The sequence below is a fragment of the Breoghania sp. genome (assembly GCF_030066895.1).
GTDB lineage: Bacteria > Pseudomonadota > Alphaproteobacteria > Rhizobiales > Stappiaceae > Breoghania.
The window spans coordinates 28,933-48,290 of sequence record NZ_JASJAV010000012.1 but is presented as its reverse complement, the minus strand read 5'-3'; the positions used below and the strand labels follow the sequence as shown (position 1 = coordinate 48,290).

The 19,358-nt window shown below is 61.8% G+C and carries 23 protein-coding genes; 13 read left to right on the top strand and 10 right to left on the bottom strand.

Going from position 1 to position 19,358, the window contains the following annotated elements:
* Positions 1-75 precede the first annotated feature (75 nt).
* The 6 genes from QNJ43_RS13455 to QNJ43_RS13430 all read right to left on the bottom strand — a co-directional run bounded on the left by QNJ43_RS13455 (position 76) and on the right by QNJ43_RS13430 (position 3,604).
* A complete protein-coding gene (locus QNJ43_RS13455; protein WP_300470774.1) occupies positions 76-906 on the bottom strand; it encodes a mechanosensitive ion channel domain-containing protein in 831 nt (276 codons plus the stop codon).
* Positions 897-1,160, bottom strand: coding sequence for a hypothetical protein (locus QNJ43_RS13450; protein WP_300470771.1), 264 nt, complete (start codon positions 1,158-1,160; stop codon positions 897-899). Before QNJ43_RS13450 ends, QNJ43_RS13455 begins: the two co-directional genes overlap by 10 nt.
* Positions 1,127-1,519, bottom strand: a complete 393-nt coding sequence (locus QNJ43_RS13445; RefSeq protein ID WP_300470769.1) for a hypothetical protein — start codon at positions 1,517-1,519, stop codon at positions 1,127-1,129. The genes QNJ43_RS13450 and QNJ43_RS13445 overlap by 34 nt, the downstream gene beginning before the upstream one ends.
* A complete protein-coding gene (locus tag QNJ43_RS13440) occupies positions 1,516-2,517 on the bottom strand; it encodes a DUF3772 domain-containing protein (RefSeq protein ID WP_300470768.1) in 1,002 nt (333 codons plus the stop codon). The genes QNJ43_RS13445 and QNJ43_RS13440 overlap by 4 nt, the downstream gene beginning before the upstream one ends.
* A 211-nt stretch (positions 2,518-2,728) precedes the next feature.
* On the bottom strand, positions 2,729-3,127 hold the full coding sequence (locus QNJ43_RS13435; protein ID WP_346432981.1) for an acyl-CoA thioesterase: 399 nt from the start codon (positions 3,125-3,127) through the stop codon (positions 2,729-2,731).
* Between the two features lie 294 nt (positions 3,128-3,421).
* Entirely contained in the window at positions 3,422-3,604 is a 183-nt protein-coding gene (locus QNJ43_RS13430; protein ID WP_300470766.1) for a hypothetical protein, read from the bottom strand.
* Positions 3,605-4,113: 509 nt separating this feature from the next.
* Between QNJ43_RS13430 and QNJ43_RS13425 the strand changes: the two genes are divergently transcribed.
* Complete coding sequence (locus QNJ43_RS13425; RefSeq protein WP_300470763.1) at positions 4,114-4,377, top strand: hypothetical protein; 264 nt, start codon at positions 4,114-4,116, stop codon at positions 4,375-4,377.
* A 155-nt stretch (positions 4,378-4,532) separates the two neighbouring features.
* On the opposite strand, the gene acnA is transcribed toward QNJ43_RS13425, so the two are convergent.
* On the bottom strand, positions 4,533-7,205 hold the full coding sequence (acnA, locus tag QNJ43_RS13420; protein ID WP_300470761.1) for an aconitate hydratase AcnA: 2,673 nt from the start codon (positions 7,203-7,205) through the stop codon (positions 4,533-4,535).
* Positions 7,206-8,151: 946 nt separating this feature from the next.
* Here acnA and QNJ43_RS13415 point away from each other — a divergent pair.
* From QNJ43_RS13415 to QNJ43_RS13385, 7 genes are all read left to right on the top strand, one after another.
* Entirely contained in the window at positions 8,152-9,813 is a 1,662-nt protein-coding gene (locus QNJ43_RS13415) for a methyl-accepting chemotaxis protein (protein WP_300470758.1), read from the top strand.
* Positions 9,814-10,099: 286 nt separating this feature from the next.
* Positions 10,100-10,714 carry a heme ABC exporter ATP-binding protein CcmA gene (gene ccmA, locus QNJ43_RS13410; RefSeq protein WP_300470756.1) on the top strand — a complete coding sequence of 205 codons (615 nt, stop codon included), beginning with the start codon at positions 10,100-10,102 and terminating at the stop codon, positions 10,712-10,714.
* Positions 10,711-11,379, top strand: coding sequence for a heme exporter protein CcmB (gene ccmB / locus QNJ43_RS13405; RefSeq protein ID WP_300470754.1), 669 nt, complete (start codon positions 10,711-10,713; stop codon positions 11,377-11,379). Before ccmA ends, ccmB begins: the two co-directional genes overlap by 4 nt.
* A gap of 69 nt (positions 11,380-11,448) precedes the next feature.
* The gene (locus QNJ43_RS13400) at positions 11,449-12,267 is read left to right on the top strand and encodes a heme ABC transporter permease (protein ID WP_300470752.1); all 819 of its coding nucleotides are present in this window, start codon (positions 11,449-11,451) and stop codon (positions 12,265-12,267) included.
* Positions 12,267-12,449 carry a heme exporter protein CcmD gene (gene ccmD, locus QNJ43_RS13395; RefSeq protein WP_300470750.1) on the top strand — a complete coding sequence of 61 codons (183 nt, stop codon included), beginning with the start codon at positions 12,267-12,269 and terminating at the stop codon, positions 12,447-12,449. The genes QNJ43_RS13400 and ccmD overlap by 1 nt, the downstream gene beginning before the upstream one ends.
* A complete protein-coding gene (locus tag QNJ43_RS13390) occupies positions 12,446-13,114 on the top strand; it encodes a DsbE family thiol:disulfide interchange protein (RefSeq protein WP_300470747.1) in 669 nt (222 codons plus the stop codon). The genes ccmD and QNJ43_RS13390 overlap by 4 nt, the downstream gene beginning before the upstream one ends.
* A 579-nt stretch (positions 13,115-13,693) precedes the next feature.
* Positions 13,694-14,161 carry a DUF1223 domain-containing protein gene (locus QNJ43_RS13385; RefSeq protein ID WP_300470744.1) on the top strand — a complete coding sequence of 156 codons (468 nt, stop codon included), beginning with the start codon at positions 13,694-13,696 and terminating at the stop codon, positions 14,159-14,161.
* Between the two features lie 375 nt (positions 14,162-14,536).
* On the opposite strand, the gene QNJ43_RS13380 is transcribed toward QNJ43_RS13385, so the two are convergent.
* On the bottom strand, positions 14,537-15,133 hold the full coding sequence (locus QNJ43_RS13380) for a 2-hydroxychromene-2-carboxylate isomerase (RefSeq protein WP_300470742.1): 597 nt from the start codon (positions 15,131-15,133) through the stop codon (positions 14,537-14,539).
* Between the two features lie 158 nt (positions 15,134-15,291).
* On the opposite strand from QNJ43_RS13380, the gene QNJ43_RS13375 reads away from it, so the two are divergent.
* The 3 genes from QNJ43_RS13375 to QNJ43_RS13365 all read left to right on the top strand — a co-directional run bounded on the left by QNJ43_RS13375 (position 15,292) and on the right by QNJ43_RS13365 (position 17,371).
* Entirely contained in the window at positions 15,292-16,161 is an 870-nt protein-coding gene (locus QNJ43_RS13375; protein WP_300470740.1) for a phosphatase PAP2 family protein, read from the top strand.
* Between the two features lie 65 nt (positions 16,162-16,226).
* Entirely contained in the window at positions 16,227-17,066 is an 840-nt protein-coding gene (locus tag QNJ43_RS13370; protein ID WP_300470738.1) for an FAD-dependent oxidoreductase, read from the top strand.
* On the top strand, positions 17,063-17,371 hold the full coding sequence (locus QNJ43_RS13365; RefSeq protein ID WP_300470736.1) for an FAD-binding oxidoreductase: 309 nt from the start codon (positions 17,063-17,065) through the stop codon (positions 17,369-17,371). The genes QNJ43_RS13370 and QNJ43_RS13365 overlap by 4 nt, the downstream gene beginning before the upstream one ends.
* Positions 17,372-17,447: 76 nt before the next feature.
* Here the strand turns inward: QNJ43_RS13365 and QNJ43_RS13360 are convergent, their stop codons facing one another.
* Positions 17,448-17,900: a host attachment family protein gene (locus QNJ43_RS13360; protein WP_300470733.1), complete on the bottom strand. Its 453-nt coding sequence runs from the start codon at positions 17,898-17,900 to the stop codon at positions 17,448-17,450.
* A 167-nt stretch (positions 17,901-18,067) separates the two neighbouring features.
* Between QNJ43_RS13360 and QNJ43_RS13355 the strand changes: the two genes are divergently transcribed.
* Positions 18,068-18,361: a 4a-hydroxytetrahydrobiopterin dehydratase gene (locus QNJ43_RS13355; RefSeq protein ID WP_300470823.1), complete on the top strand. Its 294-nt coding sequence runs from the start codon at positions 18,068-18,070 to the stop codon at positions 18,359-18,361.
* An 8-nt stretch (positions 18,362-18,369) separates the two neighbouring features.
* Here QNJ43_RS13355 and QNJ43_RS13350 read toward each other — a convergent pair whose 3' ends face one another.
* Complete coding sequence (locus QNJ43_RS13350) at positions 18,370-18,594, bottom strand: sulfurtransferase TusA family protein (RefSeq protein WP_300470731.1); 225 nt, start codon at positions 18,592-18,594, stop codon at positions 18,370-18,372.
* Between the two features lie 100 nt (positions 18,595-18,694).
* On the opposite strand from QNJ43_RS13350, the gene QNJ43_RS13345 reads away from it, so the two are divergent.
* The gene (locus QNJ43_RS13345) at positions 18,695-19,213 is read left to right on the top strand and encodes a DUF924 family protein (protein ID WP_300470729.1); all 519 of its coding nucleotides are present in this window, start codon (positions 18,695-18,697) and stop codon (positions 19,211-19,213) included.
* Positions 19,214-19,358 lie beyond the last annotated feature (145 nt).

Here is a 19,358-nt window from a genome sequence, read left to right as displayed (position 1 = left end):
CACCGTGGCCTCGGGACCGCAACCGGCAAAACCCGGTCGCGGCAACCGCGAGGGCGAGGTGGCGAAAGGTCTTCGTCATACGGCGTCTCCGTCGCCATCTGCATCGGCGGGGCTTTCGTGGGTCGAGGGTATCTGCTTGTGCGGCGTGGAGCTGGGAGCTCCGGACGTTTCACCCGCCGCAGAAGAGGTCGGCTGAAGGTTCCGGCTCGTCTCGCCACGACCGCGAATGACGTCTTCCAGCCGGTCCATGTCGCGCGGGTTGAGATCGCGCTGCGGGAAGGGAATCTCGATCCCCGCCTCGCTGAAGCGGCGCATGATCTCGAAACGCAGATCCGACTTCACCGACAGCGAATAATCGCTCTGCGCGAGATAGGCGCGCAATTCGAAATCGAGGGACGAGGCCTCGAAATCCATGAAATAGACGACCGGCGCCGGATAGGCGAGCAGCTCGGAATTGTCGCGCGCGATCTGCATCATGATATCACGCACCTGCTCGGGATCGCTGTCATAAAACACGCCCACAGTGAGGATGATGCAGCCCGACGTGTCGTCGTGCATCCAGTTCTTCACGACGCCGGAGATCAGATCGGAATTCGGCACGATCACCGTCTGGCGGTCGAAGGTCTCGATTTCCGTCGCCCGCACGTTGATGTGGCGCACATAGCCCTGGGCCTCACCCACGACGATCCAGTCGCCCACCTTGATCGGCCGCTCCGCCAGCAGGATCAGATCCGAGATGAAGTTGTTGACGATGGACTGCAGGCCGAAGTCGACATCGACCGACAACGCACCGGCGACGATGGCGATGTTCTGGAGGTTCAACCCCATGTAGGAGAAGGCGACCATGCCCGCCACGATCACGCCGACATAGCCGAAGCCCGTGCGGATCGAGGATTTCAGCCCCACGTCGAGTCTTGTATGCGGCAGATACCGCGCTCCAGCCAGCGCTGCATGGCGCGCGTCACCGCCAGCCCGACGATGAAGATCATCAGCGCCAGAACGATATCGGACAGCGAGAAGGTGAAGGACCCGATCTTGAACCCGAAGATCGCCTGACGCACCAGCCCGGTCACGTCGCCGGTGGAAACGTCCCACGGCGCCAGCAGAGAAATGACAGCGCTGGCGATCAGCAGGATGCGCAGGATGCCGGACAGCAGCACGCCGATCTGCTCGATGTTCCATTGCCCAGGGCCATGGTTTCGCGCATGGCCCGGCCCAGCCGCGTATCGCCGCGAAACAGTGCCGTTGCCACGTCATCGGTGACCATCAGCAGCAGGTGGGTGACGCCGAACACCGACACCGACCACACGATCTGCTGGGTCACGAAAGAAGAGACGCGGATATAGCCGATGAGCGGCGCGCACAGCGTCGTGAGTGCGCCGAGCCAGAACAGCGGCATCACCCAGCGCGCAACGGAGCTCAAGTCCCCGTTCTCGATGGTTTCGGCTTCCGGGTTCGACGAGCGCGCCACCGCCTTCCACCCGGCGATGGTGAGGAAGCCGAGCACGACCGCGATCACCGATTACAGCGCCAGAACGAGATCGCCCGGCGCGGTGGAGCGATGCATGGGGCCACCGGCGCCGCACCAGGATCGCGCGCCGTTAGATCGAGCAGCAGACGTCTCACCGGCCAGATCAGCCCATAGGTGCCGATCAGCGCGATGACCACCAGCAGCACGGCCCAGGCGCCCGCACGCGCATAGATCAGGCCGAACCAGTCGGAGATCAGCAATCCGGCCGATTTCACCGTCGGCTGCAGATCATGCGCCACACGCGACCAGAAATGCGGCTCCAGAATGCTTGGGGTCGGGGTCAGCAGACGGCGGATAAGTTGATCGCGGCGATACTGGATGATCCGAGTCAACAGCTCGTCGGCGTAAAGCTGGACGACCTGCACCTGCTTGAGCACGCCGTTGACGGCCGCCAGCTGGGCCTGTTGATCGTCGAGCTGGGCGGTGACCGCATCCGACACGGCTTCCTTCGAGCCTTCCGCCAGAGACAGTTCCTTCACTCGCTTCTCGATGGCCTCCCCACGCGGCTTCAGATTGGACTGGATCTCTTCACCGGCCGAGCGCACGTCCAAAACCTGAGAACGCATCTCGTCCACCCGCTGCGCCTCGATGATCTTGCGCTGCAGATCGGCTTCGATCCGGTCGAGCTGCTTGCCCCAGCCGTCAATGCGACGCTGCGCACCGTCGAGCGTCGTCTGCAACGTGGGATCGAGGGGAACGGCGGCGGCCGCCTTCGTGTCGTCCTTGTCGCCGTCGGCCGCAGCCTTGCCCACATCCGCAGCCGGAGTGTCGGCCGTTTGAGAGTCAGTCGTCTCGGCGGCCGCCGATTTCCCGGCCGCCGCTTTTTCTCCCGAGGCCGTCTTGCTTGCCGCATCGCTCCCCTTGTCGGCCGGCGACAGGGCGCGCTCGATGATCTGGCTTGCGGACTGGGCATGCACCTGCGACACGACGCTGGCGCCGATCAGGCAGCATGCAAGAAGGACAAATAGGCGAAGGCAGCGGTTCACGGTCAGGTCCGTCGGTCGGTTCGCGCGATATCCGTCGACGCGCGAGAAAAGCCGTCACGCGCAAACGGCGGTCGGCCATATCAGTTGAGCGTGCCGTGCGAACGCGATTTACGCAACGGCTCGTTCCGCTGCATCACCTGATTTTGCGGTCGAATTTGGAAAATGGAAAATGAACGTTAAAACGCGCTAACCCTTGAGCGCCACCACCACTTCATCGGGGATCGGCTTGGACTTGATCCGCGCCGGGTCGTCCGGATGCTTGCCCACCCACACCCGCTTTTCCGTCGCCTCGATCGATGGCAAGCTGATCGCCCTTCATCACCTTGTGCAGGATGCTGAAGGAGGAGCGCCCGAGTTCAGTCACCGTGGTGTCGATGTGGATTTCATCGTCGAACGCCGACGAAACCACTAACTTCGCACTCGTGTCGACCATTGGGAAACCGACGAAATCGTACTTCTCGATGAGCTGGATCTTCTTCAACCCCATCGCCTTGTGGAAGAGCGCGGCGGTGCAGGCGTCGAACATGCCGAAATAGCGCGGATACCAGACGATTCCCGCCGGATCGCAATCCCCCCACTCGATCTGGATGTCACGGCTTGAAACGAGCATGAACGTTACCTCCCGTTGAGTTCAGCGGGAGCGGTTTTAGAGCGGGGGGACGGGGGATGGCGAGAGAGAACGCGTCTTCGTCCGCAACACGCCTCTACCCCCCTGCGGCGCAACTCTCGTTCATTCCCCCGGCCGATACTTTCCTCCGTCATTGCCCGGCGAAGTCCGGGCAATCCAGCGGGTACCAGCATATGCGGAGAGTGCTGGATCCCCCGGACTTCGCCGGGGGATGACGACGGAGAGAGCCAGAATGTGCAACAACGCAAGATCCGGCACGTATTCAGACGCCCTCGTTCAGGCCGCATACTCGACACTGACAACCAGCCGCTTGCCGAGTGCCTTCAACGTCTCGTCAAGTGCCGGCAGCTTGGTCTTGTGATCGGGAACGGCGATGGAAACACGATCCTTGTCGAGAGGCGTGGCTGCGGGAAGAGGCACGCCATCATCGAGCCAGCCGAGCAGCGCAACGGCGAGCACGCCCTCCGCCGGTAATCGCCTCCGGGACGCCAGGAAACATCGCGACGAAGCGGTCGCCTGTCGGAAAGCGCAATCCAGCGGAGGAAATGAATCTCATTGACTTCCTCGGATTGACATTTGCAATTCGATCAATAAGCCTTAACACCTTGTAGAATCGCTCCGCTACGACATGAGAGTTTCAATATCTTAGAAAACAAGAAGCCCTAGATTTAGATATGGAAAAATCAGAAATTTCCAGAAGAATAAGCATTGCTGAGGATCATGGCGGGATATTCCCCTATAATGAGGTCTTTTATATCAGTTCAATTCTATATATATATCAGTTCAATTCTATATCCCTCAAGCAGGTCAAACGCTGCCTTCTCTAGATATGACGAAATGTCAATAAACGCAACGACAGAAGAAGAAATAGTTTCGCCAATAAATGAGTCGTTGTCGCACGCAGCCGCGTTGTCTTGTTTTTTTGGCCCCCGAGGCAGAAGCTAATTTACGAAATTCACTCAACGAGATTGAAAGAAGCCTTTGGCGCCCAAGATTGTTTCGCTCTAAGAGACTGCAGTTTACGCAATGCGCTTGAGCATTTTGACGAAAGACTTGACAAATTTCTCCTTGAACATGAAGCAGGGCATTACTTCCCGAGTGCGTTAGTGGGCCATCACAAATTAGCGGATGAACCGACTGCCAAGATTTTCAAGTTAGTTGGCCCATTCGCAGGCACGTTTGTCATACTAAATGAAAAATTCAGTTTTCGCAAAAAATACGAAAAGGAATAGAGCACATGTATAACAAAGCGGAATCATTTGATGATAATGGATCAAGACCCTTTTGAAGAAAACTAGAAATATTTTCAGATTATTGGAAAAGAAAAAAGACCGCCCCATTGGGGCGGCCCATGTCATCTCACAAACTGGCGAAAAACCTGGGGCCCTTACGCCACCAGGTTCCGCAGAACGTAGTGCAGGATGCCGCCGGCCTTCATGTAGTCCAGCTCGTCCAGCGTATTGATCCGGCACAGCACCTCGATCGTCTTCTTGGTGCCGCCCTCGTACTCGACCTCGACGTTCACCATCTGACGCGGTTTGAGGTCGGCCACGCCCTTGATCGTGACCTTCTCCTTGCCGGTGATGCCGTGGCTCTGCCAGCTCTCGCCTTCCTTGAAGGTGAGCGGCAGCACGCCCATGCCGATGAGGTTGGAGCAGTGGATACGCTCAAACGACTGCGCGATGACCGCGCGCACGCCCAGAAGGCGCGTGCCCTTGGCCGCCCAGTCGCGCGAGGAACCGGTGCCGTATTCCTTGCCCGCAAAGATGACGAGCAGCTGGCCCGCATCGCGATATTCCATCGCCGCGTCGTAGATCCACTTCTCGACGCCGTCCTTCATGGTGACGCCGCCCTCGACGCCCGGAACCATCTGGTTCTTGATGCAGATGTTGGCGAACGTGCCCCGCATCATCACCTCGTGGTTGCCGCGCCGCGAGCCGTAGGAGTTGAAGTCCACCGCACGCACCTGATGCTCGACCAGATACTGTCCGGCCGGGCTCTCCGCCTTGATGGAACCGGCCGGCGAGATGTGGTCGGTGGTGATCGAATCCAGGAACAGGCCCAGGACCACCGCGCTCTCGACCTCCTCGAGCGGTTTCGGCTCCATGGTCATGCCTTCGAAATACGGCGGGTTCTGCACGTAAGTCGACGTCGCGGACCAGTCATAGGTAAGGCCGCCCTCGATCTTGATCGCCTGCCAGTGCTTGTCGCCCTTGAAGACATCGCCGTAGCGCTCGCGGAACATCTCCTCGGTGATCGAGGTGCGGATGAGATCGGCGATCTCCTTGCTGGAGGGCCAGATGTCCTTGAGATAGACCGGCTTTCCGTCCTTGTCCTCGCCGAGCGGATCCTTCGCCACGTTGACGTTGAGCGATCCGGCCAGCGCATAGACGACGACCAGCGGGGGCGAAGCCAGGTAGTTGGCGCGCACGTCCGGATTGACGCGACCCTCGAAGTTGCGGTTGCCCGAAAGAACCGAGCAGGCCACCAGATCGTCGTCGTTGATCGACTTGGAGATTTCCTCCGGCAGCGGGCCGGAATTGCCGATGCAGGTGGTGCAGCCGTAGCCGACCAGATCGAAGCCGAGAGCATCGAGATCGTCCTGCAGGCCGGCGCGCTGCAGATAGTCGGTCACCACCTGCGAGCCTGGTGCCAGCGAGGTCTTCACCCACGGCTTCACCTTCAGGCCCTTGGCCAGCGCATTGCGCGCCACCAGGCCCGCACCGATCAGCACGGAGGGGTTGGAGGTGTTGGTGCACGAAGTGATTGCCGCGATCACCACGTCGCCGTGGCCGAGATCGTGGTTGCGACCTTCAACGGCATAACGCTTGCCGAACTCTTCCGCCTTCTTGAACTCCTCGTCCATGACCTTGGCGAAGCCTTCAGGCGCCATGTCCAGCGGAACGCGGTCCTGCGGACGCTTCGGCCCGGCGATGGAGGGAACGACAGAGGAAAGATCGAGCTGCAGCGTGTCGGTGAAGACCGGCTCGGAATGAGTGTCGCGGAACATGCCCTGTGCGCGGGCATAGGCTTCTACCAGCGCGACGCGGTCGTCGGCACGGCCCGTGGCAGTGAGATATTCCAGCGTGTCGTCGTCGACGGGGAAGAAGCCGCAGGTAGCGCCGTATTCCGGCGCCATGTTGGCGATGGTCGCGGCGTCTTCCAGCGACAGGTTGTCGAGGCCGGGGCCGTAGAATTCCACGAACTTGCCGACCACACCCTTCTTGCGCAGCATTTCGACGACGGTCAGCACCAGGTCGGTGGCGGTGACGCCTTCCGGCAGCTCGCCGTCGAGCTTGAAGCCGATGACTTCAGGAACGAGCATCGAGATCGGCTGGCCGAGCATGGCCGCCTCCGCCTCGATACCGCCCACGCCCCAGCCGAGAACGGCCAGACCGTTGACCATCGTCGTGTGGCTATCCGTACCCACCAGCGTGTCGGGATAGGCGATCGTCTCGCCGTCCTCGTCCTTGGCCCAGACCGTCTGGGCCAGATATTCGAGGTTCACCTGGTGGCAGATGCCGGTTCCCGGCGGCACAGCGCGGAAGTTGTCGAAAGCCGACTGGCCCCAGCGCAGGAACTCGTAGCGCTCGCCGTTGCGCTCGTATTCGCGCTCCACGTTCTGCGTGAACGCGGCGGTGGTGCCGAAATAGTCGACCATCACCGAGTGGTCGATGACGAGATCGACCGGCACCAGCGGGTTGACCTTCTTCGGATCGCCGCCGAGCTTGGTCGCCGCATCGCGCATCGCGGCCAGATCGACCACGGCCGGAACGCCCGTGAAGTCCTGCATCAGCACGCGCGCGGGACGATAGGCGATCTCGTGCGAGGACTTGCGCTCCTTCAGCCAGTCTGCGATCGCGCAGATGTCGTCTGCGATCACCGTGCGCCCATCCTCGAAGCGCAGCAGGTTTTCCAGGAGGACCTTCAGCGAGAACGGCAGCTTGGAGATACCCTCAAGCCCGTTCACCTCCGCATCGGGCAGCGAAAAGTAGGTGTAGGTCTTGTCGCCGACGGCAAGCGTCTTGCGGCATTTGAAGGTGTCGAGCGATTTTGTCACGGCTGGCGATCCCCTTTCATTCAAGAACGTTCCGCCATTCGCCGACGGCAGAGCATCCTGTTGACGACCCGGCTCCCACCAGATCGGTGGCCGGACCGACGGCAGGTATTGGAGCACTTGTCGCCCGGACGATCACGTCCGAGGGACAGGCAGACGCTTCAAACCCAACCCATCGATCCTGATCCGGTCAGATCGTTGCAATCTGACGGGATCACGATCGCAACGACGATACGATCCGTTTCAAGCACCCGGCAAGAATGGCCGTGAGCGTATCCGGATGGCCGGTGATACGAATCTTGCGGTACGGCACCAGTGCGGCAAGAGCCAAACGATACATTTGTCCACCCCGTCTTCGGGTCCGTTCGGCGCGCTTTATATACAATGGTATACAAAAATCACGTGCCAATTGCCCCACGGACCGTTTTATCTCTCCGACCTCGGCACCGGCGCCTTCTTCCCTGAAACGACGAAGACGCGACGCAAGGCCGACATACCATGCGCATTCCGGGCACATTCCGCACAGGACACCTTCCGAAGCGGAATATCACGCATCGTCACCCGGCCCACCCGAATTCCGCGTCCGCGGGCCATTATCCGATTTATTCCGGTGATTTTCCCTGCGGCATGTCGCTGAAACCCGGCCGAATTCAGCGTTGGATTAGTCCGACGAGCCGAAGCTCCGGCCCCTCGTTTCACGCTCTGCGGCATCCTTTATAGGTCAATGATTTACAATATATTTCGCAAATACGTTGCCTACGTAAAATATCGGACCAACGCAATCTTGCGTCCATTTTCCAAAATTGTCATTTCTCACCATCAAAACTCGTTTTTTCTCATCGTTTCAAAAATATAATTGATTAATATTCACAATACATAATCCCATTGAAGAAATATGGTCCTCAGACCTTCTGGAAAGCGCCCTGACCCTCCCGAGGAGTACGTCGCGTTGTTGAAGAACATTACGATCGTCCGCAAGATCCTTGCAGTCGTGACGATTATGGGCCTTTCCGCGGCCGGAATCGCCTGGGTTTCCTATTCCAGCCTGAATGCCCTGACGCGAACCTTCGATCGGATCGGCGTGACGGAAAAGGCCGCCCGCGAGGCAATGGATCTGCGCATCGACATCATCGCGATCAGCCGCATGACCTACCAGCTCGCCCAGTCAGTCAATGCCGCGGACGAATTCCGCGCCGAAGCCAAACGCCGCGCCGACGAGATGCTCGGTCGCCTGCCGAAACTGCGCGCCGCCGCCGACGTGGACCAGCAGAACCAACTCCAAGCCGTCGAAAGCGCCCTGAAGAGCTACTTCACCCGCATCGACGCCATGATCGACACCGTCGAGAACACCCCCGACGACAAGGCGCGGATCGATGCGACCCTGCAATCGGCCCTTGAGGGCCAGGGCATGGTGACGAGCGCGATCAAGGTCTACAGCCAGTACACCGCGAAGCACATGAACGCCGAGCGCGAGGAAGCGATCTCGGAGGCCCAGTCGGCCGCCGACACGCTGATCGTTACGGCGATCCTGGCGATTCTCTTCGGCGTCGGCTTCGGTCTGTGGATCGCCCGCTTCGGCATCGCCAAACCCATCAACGGCGTCGTCACCCTCCTCAAGAACCTGGCGGAGGGACGCACCGACATGGAGATCTCCGACACGGACCGGGCCGACGAGGTTGGGGCTCTGGCCAAGGCGGCCGAGTTCTTCCGCGAGCAATCCCTGCAGAACGCCCGCATGAGCGAGGAGACCGCGGCTCAGAAGGCGAAAGCGGAAGCAGAACGCGAACGCATGCTTCACAAGCTCGCCGACGACTTTGAATTTGCCGTCGGCAGCATCGCTCAAACCCTTTCCGCCTCCGCAGGCCAGATGAAGGCCTCCTCGCGGACCATGACGGACAACGCAAAGCAGACATTTGCCCGTTCCGGGTCCGCAGCCGCCGCCTCTGAGCAGGCCTCCGGCAACGTGCAGACCGTTGCCGCCGCCACCGAGGAATTGACGACCTCCGTGCAGGAGATCGCCAACCAGGTCACAAACTCCAGCAAGATCTCCGGCAAGGCGGTGACCGACGCGGATTCGGCGGCCACCAAGATCGATGACCTATCCAACGCTGCCCATAAGATCGGCGACGTGGTCTCGCTCATTCAGGAGATCGCCGAACAGACCAACCTGCTGCCGCTCAACGCCACCATCGAGGCGGCCCGCGCCGGCGAAGCGGGCAAGGGCTTTGCGGTCGTTGCAGCCGAGGTCAAGCAGCGTACCGACCAGACCGCCAAGGCGACCGAGGAGATTTCCACGCAAGTGTCCGAGATCCAGGGATCGACGACCGATTCCGCGACAGCCATCAACAGCATCGCGGAGACCATCCATCAGATCTCGGAAATCTCGACCGCGATTTCCGGCGCCGTGGAGGAACAGTCCGTCGCCACCCAGGAGATCGCCCGCAACGTGCAGCAGGCCTCCGTCGGCACGATGGAGGTGACGGATTCCATCACCACCGTGACGAAGATATGGCCCAGGAATCGAGCGACGCGGCGGACGACGTTCTCTCCGCCTCCAATGCCCTATCGGAACAGGCGGAAAACCTGCAGGCGGAGCTGGACCGCTTCCTAAGCACCGTCCGCGCCGCCTGACGAAACGCGGCCCCGGCACCGGCGCCCGAACCGGTTATCCAAGGGGTGATGCGTTACGTCACACAAGGCGTCCCACAAGCCGTGCGGCCTGCGATTTTCTCCTCGCAGGCCGTTTTCGTTTGCCCCGATTGACGCCCCGTCCGCGTCTTCAGTCTTGATTACAACCGCAAAACCGGCGTAAGTGCCTCGGCGACCTGGAGCACTTTCCGTTCAGGCAAATCGCCTGAGCAACGAGACCATGCTCTGACGAGACGGGGGGCCTGCCGGTGAAGTTGATCGCGGAAAATCTCGCCTGCGAACGCGGCGGCCGCCGTGTGTTCGACCATCTCACTTTCGAGGTGGAGACCGGCGAGGCGCTGATCATCACCGGCCCCAACGGCGTCGGCAAGTCGAGCCTCCTGCGCGTTCTGGCCGGGCTGGTGCCCGCAGCCTCCGGCTCGATGTTGCTGGAAGGGGGCGCGGCGGACACGAGCGTTCCCACCCAGTGCCACTATTTCGGCCATGCGGACGCCCTGAAGCCGCCGCTCACGGTCGCCGAAAATCTCGCCTTCTGGCGGCAATACAACGGCGAACTGGCGGCAACCGTCAATGAGGCGCTCGCTGCCGTCGGCCTCGATTTCATCGACCACCTGCCCGCCGGATATCTGTCCGCGGGCCAGCGCCGTCGCCTCTCTCTTGCCCGTCTTCTCGTCTCCCGGCGCCCGGTCTGGCTGCTCGATGAGCCGACCTCCGCGCTCGATGCGGCCTCGGAGGAAAAGCTTCTTGAGCTGATGCACGCCCATCTGGCCGACGGCGGACTGATCGTCGCCACCACCCATCAGGACCTGCCCGTTTCCCCGGCCCGTCACCTGCGGTTCCAGACGGCGGAGGTCACGGCATGAGGGCCCTTACCTCCCTTTTCGTGCGCGAGATGCAGCTGGCGATTCGCATCGGCGGCGGCGTCTGGATGGGCGTTCTGTTCTTTCTGTGCGTGATCGTCGTCGTGCCCTTCGGCATCGGCCCCGATCTCAATCTTCTGTCGCGCATCGGCCCGGCGATCCTGTGGATCGGCGCGTTGCTTGCCTCGCTGTTGGGGCTCGACCGCCTCTTTCAGGCCGACCGCGACGACGGCTCGCTCGATCTCCTGCTGATGGGGGAGACGCCGCTGGAGCTGGTCGTCTTCGTCAAATGCCTGGCGCACTGGGCGGCGAGCGGCCTGCCGCTGGTCATATCCGCCCCCGTCTTCGCGCTTTTCCTGAACATGGACCCGATCGCCACCGCCGCGCTGACGGTGACGCTTGTCGCAGGCACCCCGGCACTGACCCTGATCGGCGCGATCGGCGCCGCGCTGACCGTGTCTTTACGTCGCGGAGGTTTGCTCCTCGCCATCCTCGTTCTGCCGCTGACGATTCCGGTGCTGATTTTCGGCGTCAGCGCCTCCAACGCCGCGCTGAACCTGACTTTACCCTTCACAACGCCCTTTGCGATTCTCTGCGCGCTGACGCTGATTTCCGCCGTCGTCGAGCCCTATGCGGCTGCAACCGCGCTGCGTTTTGCGTCCGATTGACCAATCTCATGGCCCTCTTTCGCACATCGCCGCATTGATGCCGTAACGATGCGGGATTAGAACAATTCCATGGCAATCATCGATCTGGCTAACCCGACCCGTTTCATGCGCCTGACCGACCGGCTGCTGCCCTGGCTCGTGGGCGCAACCGTCGTCTCCATGGCGATCGGGCTCTATCTCGCCCTCTACGTCTCGCCCGAGGATTATCAGCAGGGCGCGACGGTCAAGATCATGTACATCCACGTGCCCTTCGCCTGGCTCTCCATGTTCGCCTACACGGTGATGGCGATCGCCTCGTTCGGCACGCTCGTCTGGAAGCACCCGCTGTCCGACGTCTCCGCAAAGGCCGCAGCCCCCATCGGCGCGGCCTTCACCTTCCTGTGCCTGGTCACCGGCTCGCTGTGGGGCAAGCCCATGTGGGGCACCTGGTGGGTGTGGGATGCGCGCCTCACCTCGGTGCTGGTGCTGTTCATCATGTATCTCGGCATAATCGCCCTGTGGCGCACAATCGAAGACCCGATCCGCGCGGGCAAGGCGGTCGCCGTGCTGACCCTGGTCGGCTACATCAACATCCCGATCATCAAGTTCTCCGTGAACTGGTGGAACACGCTGCACCAGCCCGCATCTGTCGTGCGCATGGACGGCCCGTCCATGCCGCCGTCCATACTGATCCCGCTGCTCGTAAATGCGCTCGCCTTCACGCTCCTGTTCATGACGCTGCATTTCATCGCCATGCGCAGCGAAATCCTGCGGCGTCGCATCCGCACCCTGCGCCAGCACGAGGCGGCAGGTGCGGCGGGCGTTGCCAGAGCAACAACCTCGGTGCAGGCAACGGCAAGCGCCCATTCGCCCAAGACGAACAAGGCCCCCGTGGAGGCTCCGTCCTGATGCTGCCAGATCTCGGCAATCATCCCGGTTTCATCCTGGCATCCTATGCGGTCTCGCTCGTGCTCATCGGCGGGCTGATCGCCTGGATCCGGTACGATTTCCGCCACCAGAAATCCCTGTTGGCCGAGCTTGAAGCGCGCAGACTGCGCCGCCGGTCGGCCGCAAAGGATCCCAAGGCATGAACGATACGTCGTCGAAGGACAACGCAACCGAGACGCCGCAGACCAAAGGCGTGCCGGAGACGGCAAAGCTCCGTCGCGTTCCGGTCCTCGTTCTGCTGCCGCTGATCATCTTTGCAGCGCTTGCCGCGCTGTTCCTGATGCAGTTGAAGGTTGGCCGCGCCCCAAACGAGATCCCCTCCGCTCTGATCAATCGGCCCGCGCCGCAGTTCGACCTGCCGGAACTGGCAGGTCTCAAGCGCGACGGCAAACAGGTACCGGGCATTTCCACCGCCGATCTGATCGGCGACAACGGCACCGGTCCCGCCCTGAAGGATCAGGTGACGGTCGTCAGCATCTTCGCCTCCTGGTGCGTGCCCTGCCGGGAAGAACACCCGGTTCTGGAAACGCTGGCGGAACGGCCCGAGGTGCGCCTCGTCAGTCTGAACTACAAGGACAAGACGGAAAATGCCCTGCGCTTCCTGGGCACGCTCGGCAATCCGTATGACGCCGTCGGCGTGGACGAGAAGGGTCGGGCCGGGATCGACTGGGGCGTTTACGGCGTGCCGGAGACCTTCGTCGTCGATCGCACTGGCCGCATCCGCTACAAGTTCATCGGCCCGCTCAACCCCAAATCCTTACGCGAAGTCCTAATCCCCAAGATCGACGCGGTGCTCGCGCAAAAGTGACCCTCGCCGACAGGAGCGGTCGGGAGCGAAAGCGCCCGGCCAGCTGCCGTTGCGCCCCCGTTCCTTGCGCGTCCCGCTCCCTTTGCGACCGTTGACCGCAGACACCGGACGTGTCACCCCAACGTGACTTTCCATTGATCCGGGCCGTGACTAGTGTCGCCGCCATCCTGCCCCCATGCGACGGCGGGAGCGAGTGAGCCGAAATCATCTCAAGAACAGGTCCCGAACGGGACCAACAATGGGTCAGGAACGGAAACGAGGATGCTGGAACGGACCAATCCGTCGAACGGGACCGCCGACATCTTGAGAAGGAAGATCTCACGCCGCACGATCGCCCTGTGTGCGGGCCTTCTGTTCCTTGCGCCCTGTTCACCGGATCCGCGGATGCAAATCCCAAGGCGGTCGTCAAGCTTTTCACCAGCCAGGGCTGCTCCTCCTGCCCACCCGCCGGCCGTCTCTTCGGCACGCTTGCCGAGGACCCGAACCTGATCGTCCTGTCGCTGCCCATCGATTATTGGGGTTATCTCGGCTGGAAGGACACGCTCGCCAACCCGGAAAACAGCGCCCACCAGTGCGCCTATGCGCGGCAACCGTACCGTCCACACCCCGCAAGCCGTCATCAACGGTCGCCGCCATGCGATCGGCTCCGACGAACGCGCCATTTCCATCGCGGTCAAGACCTCCGGCGACCTGCCCGTCGACGTCAACGCCCACATGACGAACGATTCCCTGACCGTCGACGTTGGAGATGGGCGGACGCCGGGCATGATGGCAACCATCTGGCTAGTCCTGTTCGATCGTGCCCGTCAGATCACGATCCGGCGCGGCGAAAACCGGGGCCGCAAGATCACCTATCACAACGTGGTGCGCCGCATGCAGACGATCGACATGTGGAAGGGCAAGGCCGCTTCCTACGAGATGCCGAAGGGCGAATTGATGAAGTCCGGCGCGCGCGGCTGCGCGATCCTCATCCAGGGCCGGGATGCCAACGGCCATCCCGGCCCCATCGTCGGCGCGACCTATCTCGGGCAGACAGCCGGGAACTGACAGGAACAATCGCCGACAAGCGCGCGCCTTCTCCCGAACTCTCCTCCGTCATCCCCGACTTGATCGGGGATCCATTGTCCTATCCGTTCGGTATGGCACCTGCTCCGGCGCGCGGTTCCTGCGCAGCTTCGGCCCGGTTCGCGCCGCACTATCCGGACCGATCACGTGCGTCGAACGGCGCACCGGTCTCAGGCCAGCAGAAAGTCGCACCGCCAATGGATCCCCGATCCAGTCGGGGATGACGAGGGAGAGATGGTGCCACGAACCACATTCCGAAGACGACTGCCCCGAAGGCCCAACACGGCACGAACAGATCCCCTCTCCCATGGGGAGAGGGTGAGGGGATGCAATCTCACATGGATACGGCAACCTCGCCTACCCGAGCCGCGCTTCCCACTCGAAAGCCTGCTCCATCCGATCGTCCCCCCAGAAAAATTCGCCGTCGGAGGCGACAAAACTCGGCGTACCGAACAGGCCGCACCGCTCCACCTCCGCCCCTTGCGCCTTGAACGCCGCCTTGACCTCCGCCGATCCGGCGCGCGCGAACAGCGCATCCGCATCGAGCACCAGATCGATCAGGATGCCCGCCAGCAATTCGGGCCGGGAAATGTCCTGCCCTTCGCCGAATTCCGCCTGGTAGACGGCGCTCGAAAAGGCGGGCGTCCATCCCTCCGCGCACCCGATGAAGGCGAGCCTGGCTGCCAGAAGCCCGTTTTGCGGAAAGTCCTCCGGCCGCATGAACGGCAGACCGTAGCGCTCGCACTGCCGCTCCACGTCGCGCCACATGTAGAGGCCCTTGAGCGGATAGACCTCGAACGGAGAACTCTCCCACCCTTGCCGCTTGAAGATCGGGCCCAGCAGAAACGGCCGCCACTCGACCTCGATCCCGCGGCTTCGTCCCTCCTCCTCAACCCGCATGGCGGCAAGATAACTGTAGGTGGAGGCGAATTCGTACCAGAAGGCGAGTGCCATGAACGATCTCCCTGAGTAAGTTCAGTGCGACTATTCCATCCGCTGTTCGTCCGGTCCAGCCTGAGAGGCCGATCGCGACCGCACGCCAAGAACGCTTGCGTCGGAACGCGAACATGTATTCACTGAGCCGATCTAACCCACCAACCGCCGGAACGTTCATGTCTGATACGCCGCCCGAAAATCTCCTTCTGCGTCTGACGCGATCGCTTTATCGCGGCGTGGGGCGGATTCTGCGCGCCGGCTGGAACCATCCCCTGCCGGGTTTGCTGTGGACGACGGCGATCATCTCCGCCCTGTTCCTGATCTTCCCCGGCATTGATCTGTGGGCCTCGGGCCTCTATCACCACGCAGATCTCGGCGGCTTTACCGCGCGCCACAGCGACTTTCTGCAGCGCCTGCGCAGTCTCGGCCCCATGTTCGTCTGGCTGATCGCAATAGGCTCCGGCCTCGTCATCTTCCTGAAGCTGGTCCTGTCCGAACGCCCGCCGCTTGTTCCCTTGCGCGGGCCGCTCTTCCTGCTGATCACCCTGACGCTCGGCCCGGGACTGATGGCCAACGGCATCCTGAAAGCCGTCTCTGGCCGTCCCCGGCCGCACAACGTCGACCTATTCGGCGGAGATCTTCCCTACGTGCCGGTCTGGCGCTTCACCGATTACTGCCAGTCCAACTGTTCGTTCGTTTCCGGCGAAGGTTCGTCGGGGGCCTGGCTCGTCGCCTTCGCGCTCGCCCTGCCGCTCACCTGGCGCCGCCCGGCGGTCTATGTGACGGTGACCATCGGCGCGATGGTGTCGCTCAACCGGGTCGCCTTCGGCGGGCATTTCCTGTCCGACACGTTGATAGCCTGGTGCCTGAACGGACTGCTGATCCTGCTGTTCTACCGTCTCTTCTACCAGCGCCCCCCCGCCTGGCTCACCGACAAGGCGCTCGATACCGGCGCAACCCGGCTCGGGTTCTGGCTGAAGGACAGCCTTGAGGATTTCCTTTCCCGCCTGCGCCAGGAATGGCGCACGCGCCACAAGCCCAAATGACAAATGGTTCGCACAAGAAAACTTCACGACAATAGACCGAACCGCTCTTTCCGGAGGTCCAATCCGTGCTCGTACGCGACGTCTGCATTGTCGGCGGGGCCGCCATCGGCCTGCCGATCGCTCATTTTCTGAAGCGCGATCTGAAATACGACGGAACCGTCACCGTCATCGAACGCGACCCCGCCTATGCCCGTGCGGCGGCGACGCTTTCCGCCACCTCCATCTGGCAGCAATTCACCCCCGAAAACATCCGCCTCTCCTTTTTCGGACGCGACTTCTTCCGCGACCTCAAGCACCGCTTCGGGCGTGAAGCCAATATCGACTTCACCGAAAGCGGTTATCTGGTTCTGGCCGAAGAGTCCGGCCGCCCCGTCCTGGGGAAGAACCACGCAGTCCAGTCGACCGAAGGCGCCGATATCGTCTTCGACGAGCCGCACGCGCTGCTGGAACGCTTCCCCTGGCTCAACATCGAAGGCATCGCGGCCGGCCACCTGGGGCCGCACCGGAGAAGGCTGCTTCGACGCCCACCTGCTGCTGTCGCTGCTGAAGACGGCCTGCAAGGAAGACGGCGTGGAGATCCTCACCGACAGGTCGTCAATCTGACGCGCGACAGATCGCGGCTCACTCATGTCGTGCTGGCGTCAGGCGAGACGATCGCCTGCGGGCTGGTGATCAACGTCGCCGACCCCTCGGCGAGCGATGTCGCCGCCGTTGGAACCGCGCAAGCGCTCCATCTTCACCTTCCGCTGCAAGGGCCCCGTGCCAGGTCTGCCGCTGATAGTCGACACCTCCGGCGTCTACGTACGCCCGGAAGGAGAGACCTTCATTTGCGGCATGTCGCCGTCGGCCGAAACGAACCGGCGCGCGCGCGACGACGACTTCGATCCCGACTGGCCGCTTTTTGAGGAAATCATCTGACCCGCGCTCGCCTACCGCGTCCCCGCCTTCGAAGCGGTGCGGCCCGGCCTGGGCGGGGCATTACGACTACAACACGCTCGACCAGAACGCGATCATCGGCCCCGATCCAGAGGTGACGAACCTGATCTTCGCCAACGGCTTTTCCGGCCCCGGCCTGCAACAGGCGCCCGGCGTGGGGCGCGCGGTGGCGGAATGGATCGTTCTAGGACGGTATGAAACCCTCGACCTCTCCATCTTCGGCTACGAGCGCATCGCGTCCAGTGAGCCGGTACTCGAGAAGGTCGTGACCTGAAGATCCGGGTCGCGGCGCGTCTTTCGTAAAACGCGCCGCAACAACCGTCAGCTCTTCATGTCGTGCGGGCGTGAGGTCAGGCCTTGTCGACCAGGATCTTTTCGATCTGCCCCACGCTGTGCCCGGTCAGCGTCTTGTCGACTTCCGCCGAAATGCGCGTGAGAACCTCGCTGTGCAGCGCCTTGCGCAAAGCTCCAAGTGTGAGCGGCGGGGCGACGAGAACGAGATCGTGGAATTCCTCGGCGAGCGCCGCCTTGTTGAGCGCCTCGGCCAGAACCTTGGAAAACCGCGCCTTTTCCAGCACATGCCAGTCGGCGTTTTCCATGGCGCTGACATGGGGCCCGAGCGCATCGACCTGACGACCCGGCGCATCCGCGGCCTGATCCCGGTCCGGCGAGTTCTCATCTTCCAGAACCTGAATGACCTTCAGTTTAGGCACAAAAGGCTCACCCCCGTTTTTCAGGAACAGGGCCTTCTCCCCATCGCCTACGAGAACCCATGCGTTGTGAGCTATTCTGATACTACCCATCAAGTCGCTCCCTACGGCTTGTACGACAGGCAGGAGCGAACCCTGCCCTAAGAAAAGATTAGGCGCACGACGGCTGGAATGAAACAGCCACGCCCTACATCTTCGATCTGAACCGAACTCTCGCCTTTCAACTTCAAACCGCGGAGGAAAGATCCATGCCGATCGAAATCAAACCGTTAGACGCGCAGGATCTCGAAACGGCGCTGGCCGGGCTCGACGGCTGGAGCGCGACGGAAAGACGCAACGCCATCTCCAGAACCTTCCGGTTCGCCGATTTCTCCGAATGCTTCGGCTTCATGACGCGCGTGGCGCTGGCGGCGGAAAAGGCCGACCACCATCCCGAATGGTTCAACGTCTACAACAGGCCCGAGGTGACGCTGTCCACCCATGACACAGGCGGCGTGACGCAGAAGGATATCGATCTCGCCCGCGCCATGAACGCGCTCGCCAAGGCTGTCTGAAGCGCCGCTCAACCGCGCTTTCGAATGACGAAACGCGAAATCCCGCCTTCCCGGCCGCTTTCCTCCAGTTCATGGCCCTGTTCCCGGCACAGATGAGGAATGTCGACCCCGGCCAGCGGATCGCTCGTCAGCACGACGATCTGTTCGCCCGGCTGCAGCGCGCGCAGCGCCTTGCCGGCCTTCAGCACCGGCATCGGACAATTGAGGCCGCGCAGGTCGAGCTCGCGCGGCACGGTCTGCCGGACGGGAGCCTGAGGCAGGATTACTTTCGGTCATGGCGCGACAAAAGCATGTCCGCTCTTTCTTGAAAAGGCTAAAACCGGATCATCGACAATGGCGTTCAAGGAGGAACCCGTGACGACGACCCATGCCGATCCCTTCGACATTCTGGATTTCTGGTGGAGCGCCGGGGCGATGAAGTGGTTTGCCCGCGACGACGGCTTCGACGCCGAGATCAGGGAGCGTTTCGGCGAGATCAACGCCGTCGCCGCCAGGGGCGGTTTCGACGGCTGGGCGGAGACCCCGCACGGATCGCTGGCGCTCATCCTCGTGCTCGATCAATTCTCCCGCAATCTCTTCCAGAACGACGCGCACGGCTTTCACCGCGCCTTCCTCCGCGAGGCCCGCACCTTTTTCTTCCTACCCTTCGAACATGCAGAGGACATGGCCGCACAGGAGATGAGCGTCAACCTCTTCCGCCAGAACGGAGAGCAGACGACCTATCTCTACGCCCTGATCCACATGGACGTCATCCGCCGCTTCGGTCGCTTTCTCCATCGCAACGACGTGCTATCGCGGACGATCACACAACCTGAGCGCGACTATCTGGCGACTGGCGGATTTTCCACATAAATGACAATGTGTTTTGACGCTTTCTCATGTGTTAGGTCTTACCTCGGGAACTTTACGTAAAACTCCGACTGCACGAACGCGCCATGTAAGATGGGTTGTGTCAAAAAGACATCATTTTCCAGTCATTACGACTTGTTTTTCTGGG

What these genes read in the sequence shown, in the direction of transcription:
- QNJ43_RS13400 (WP_300470752.1), top strand. Translation starts at nt 11,449, where the DNA reads ATGGCAATCATCGATCTGGCTAACCCGACCCGTTTCATGCGCCTGACC.
- QNJ43_RS13345 (WP_300470729.1), top strand. Translation starts at nt 18,695, where the DNA reads ATGGCGTTCAAGGAGGAACCCGTGACGACGACCCATGCCGATCCCTTC.
- QNJ43_RS13390 (WP_300470747.1), top strand. Translation starts at nt 12,446, where the DNA reads ATGAACGATACGTCGTCGAAGGACAACGCAACCGAGACGCCGCAGACC.
- ccmD (WP_300470750.1), top strand. Translation starts at nt 12,267, where the DNA reads ATGCTGCCAGATCTCGGCAATCATCCCGGTTTCATCCTGGCATCCTAT.
- ccmB (WP_300470754.1), top strand. Translation starts at nt 10,711, where the DNA reads ATGAGGGCCCTTACCTCCCTTTTCGTGCGCGAGATGCAGCTGGCGATT.
- QNJ43_RS13360 (WP_300470733.1), bottom strand. Translation starts at nt 17,900, where the DNA reads ATGGGTAGTATCAGAATAGCTCACAACGCATGGGTTCTCGTAGGCGAT.
- QNJ43_RS13380 (WP_300470742.1), bottom strand. Translation starts at nt 15,133, where the DNA reads ATGGCACTCGCCTTCTGGTACGAATTCGCCTCCACCTACAGTTATCTT.
- QNJ43_RS13385 (WP_300470744.1), top strand. Translation starts at nt 13,694, where the DNA reads ATGCGCGGCAACCGTACCGTCCACACCCCGCAAGCCGTCATCAACGGT.
- QNJ43_RS13375 (WP_300470740.1), top strand. Translation starts at nt 15,292, where the DNA reads ATGTCTGATACGCCGCCCGAAAATCTCCTTCTGCGTCTGACGCGATCG.
- QNJ43_RS13435 (WP_346432981.1), bottom strand. Translation starts at nt 3,127, where the DNA reads ATGCTCGTTTCAAGCCGTGACATCCAGATCGAGTGGGGGGATTGCGAT.